Annotated in this window: 14 tRNA genes and 1 rRNA gene; all 15 read right to left on the reverse strand. The window is 44.1% G+C overall.

Annotated elements, in window-relative coordinates:
• Positions 1–405: 405 nt before the first annotated feature.
• Positions 406–489, reverse strand: a tRNA-Leu gene (locus tag CIL05_RS21290).
• A 15-nt stretch (positions 490–504) separates the two neighbouring features.
• Positions 505–578 (reverse strand) — tRNA-Cys (locus CIL05_RS21295).
• 17 nt (positions 579–595) lie between these two features.
• Positions 596–670 (reverse strand) — tRNA-Gly (locus CIL05_RS21300).
• A gap of 3 nt (positions 671–673) precedes the next feature.
• Positions 674–748, reverse strand: a tRNA-Gln gene (locus tag CIL05_RS21305).
• Between the two features lie 14 nt (positions 749–762).
• Positions 763–835: transfer RNA gene (locus tag CIL05_RS21310), tRNA-His, on the reverse strand.
• Between the two features lie 13 nt (positions 836–848).
• A tRNA-Trp gene (locus tag CIL05_RS21315) sits at positions 849–922 on the reverse strand.
• A 21-nt stretch (positions 923–943) separates the two neighbouring features.
• Positions 944–1,028 (reverse strand) — tRNA-Tyr (locus tag CIL05_RS21320).
• Positions 1,029–1,060: 32 nt separating this feature from the next.
• Positions 1,061–1,136: transfer RNA gene (locus CIL05_RS21325), tRNA-Phe, on the reverse strand.
• Positions 1,137–1,177: 41 nt separating this feature from the next.
• Positions 1,178–1,254, reverse strand: a tRNA-Asp gene (locus tag CIL05_RS21330).
• A gap of 153 nt (positions 1,255–1,407) precedes the next feature.
• A tRNA-Met gene (locus tag CIL05_RS21335) sits at positions 1,408–1,484 on the reverse strand.
• 70 nt (positions 1,485–1,554) lie between these two features.
• Positions 1,555–1,630: transfer RNA gene (locus CIL05_RS21340), tRNA-Val, on the reverse strand.
• Positions 1,631–1,634: 4 nt separating this feature from the next.
• Positions 1,635–1,709 (reverse strand) — tRNA-Glu (locus tag CIL05_RS21345).
• 16 nt (positions 1,710–1,725) lie between these two features.
• Positions 1,726–1,817: transfer RNA gene (locus CIL05_RS21350), tRNA-Ser, on the reverse strand.
• 1 nt (position 1,818) lies between these two features.
• Positions 1,819–1,893 (reverse strand) — tRNA-Asn (locus CIL05_RS21355).
• A 132-nt stretch (positions 1,894–2,025) separates the two neighbouring features.
• Positions 2,026–2,141: ribosomal RNA gene (gene rrf, locus CIL05_RS21360) — 5S ribosomal RNA — on the reverse strand.
• Positions 2,142–2,363 lie beyond the last annotated feature (222 nt).

Consider the following 2,363-nt stretch of genomic DNA (forward strand, 5'->3'; position numbering starts at 1 on the left):
CAGCAGGCCCGAACAATTGTTTCAGTTAATTGGGTGGGTTTAGTTTAGTGCGCTCTTTTTAACCTTTAATGCCAGTTTTTATCTTTTTCTTTTATCATTTTTTACTTGACTTATCACCACAAGTCTTGTATTTTAATGTTTTTTTTATTATACCATTTCTATTCTATTGTGACTTCTTAGAATTGCCGAATATTTCTGCCTAGCAATGATAATTTTAAGTATCATGCTTTTAAAAATCGACATAGCTGATTTGCATTAATCCTACTGCAGTATATACTTAGCAAGGATAATGGCATTAATGTTGTGTCCTTTATATTACCGCACGTACTGCGTAAAATGTAAATAAAAAAACGACGTCCAAACGGATTAATTCCGAATGAACGTCGTTCTATCAACGTTTATAAGTACCGGTGGTCGGGATCGAACCGACACGTCCGTGAAGACACGGGATTTTGAATCCCGCGCGTCTGCCAATTCCGCCACACCGGCATGTGTGTATAATAATGGAGGCGGTAACCGGATTTGAACCGGTGGTAAAGGTTTTGCAGACCTCTGCCTTACCACTTGGCTATACCGCCATATGATAATAAAATCATGGAGCGGAAGACGGGATTCGAACCCGCGACCCCCACCTTGGCAAGGTGGTGTTCTACCACTGAACTACTTCCGCAAATGGCTGGGCTACTAGGATTCGAACCTAGGATACACGGGATCAAAACCCGATGCCTTACCGCTTGGCTATAGCCCATTAATTAAAAAAGGGGCGACCGGTGGGGATCGAACCCACGTATGCCGGAGCCACAATCCGGTGCGTTTACCACTTCGCCACGACCGCCATATTACAAAAATGGCAGGGGTAGTAGGAATCGAACCCACATCAAAGGTTTTGGAGACCTTCGTTTTACCATTAAACTATACCCCTACTTAACTATAAAAAAACAAATGGTGGAGGGGGGCAGATTCGAACTGCCGAACCCTGAGGGAGCGGATTTACAGTCCGCCGCGTTTAGCCACTTCGCTACCCCTCCATATATAATGTTTATACATAAAAATACAAAAATGGTGGCTCGGGACGGAATCGAACCGCCGACACAGGGATTTTCAGTCCCTTGCTCTACCGACTGAGCTACCGAGCCTTATTTGAAAAATTATAATCGTGGATCTAACATGTTAAAAATGGCGGTCCGGACGGGACTCGAACCCGCGACCTCCTGCGTGACAGGCAGGCATTCTAACCAACTGAACTACCGGACCATTATTTAAGTTGCACTCCCAAGTACTACACATCTTCAACTAGCATTGATGTAATTTCAACGCAGTTAGTTGAAAGTAATTTGGTTGCACTCCCAAGTACTACTGATTTTCAATTAACAGGATGTCGATCCGACGTAGTTAATTGAAGTAAATTGGTTGCGGGGGCAGGATTTGAACCTACGACCTCTGGGTTATGAGCCCAACGAGCTACCAGACTGCTCCACCCCGCGATATGAAAGATAATATTAATTTGTTCCAAGTTTTAAATCATAACTGCTCTTCTTCGTGTTGCAAAAAACATGGTGGAGGATGCAGGGCTCGAACCTGCGACCCCCTGCTTGTAAGGCAGGTGCTCTCCCAGCTGAGCTAATCCTCCATGTTGGTGACCCGTACGGGATTCGAACCCGTGATACCGCCGTGAAAGGGCGGTGTCTTAACCGCTTGACCAACGGGCCAATAATATTTTAAAAGTGGCGGAGAGCGAGGGATTCGAACCCTCGAGGCCGCGCAAACAGCCTACATGATTTCCAATCATGCTCCTTCGGCCACTCGGACAGCTCTCCATGGCTCCACAGGTAGGATTCGAACCTACGACCGATCGGTTAACAGCCGATTGCTCTACCACTGAGCTACTGTGGAATAGAATATCATTGCAACTCAAGCAATCTCAGGCTTGTCTATATGCAAGTTTTATTCAAAGCAGCTTTACTCCCCACATAACCTTAAATTCTTATAAAGTAAATACAGCTATGTTACTGTGGAATGGAATATGCCTGGCGACGTCCTACTCTTGCAGGGACAAAGTCCCAACTACCATCGGCGCTGAAGAGCTTAACTTCTGTGTTCGGTATGGGAACAGGTGTGACCTCTTCGCTATTGCTACCAGACATTTTTTGTTCCAAGTGCTATCAAAAATTTAATGACAATCAATATTATAATTGATTCCAGAGAAAAATCAAGTATATTTATAAAATATGTATGATTTATACCCTAAAAACTAAATAAGAGTGTTATCAACGGACGATCTAAAAGAATTTAGTTAAGTCCTCGATCGATTAGTATCCGTCAGCTTCACGTGTCACCACGCTTCTACCTCGAACCTATCAACC

This window comes from Virgibacillus profundi (assembly GCF_002287375.1).
Classification (GTDB): domain Bacteria; phylum Bacillota; class Bacilli; order Bacillales; family Amphibacillaceae; genus Virgibacillus_K; species Virgibacillus_K profundi.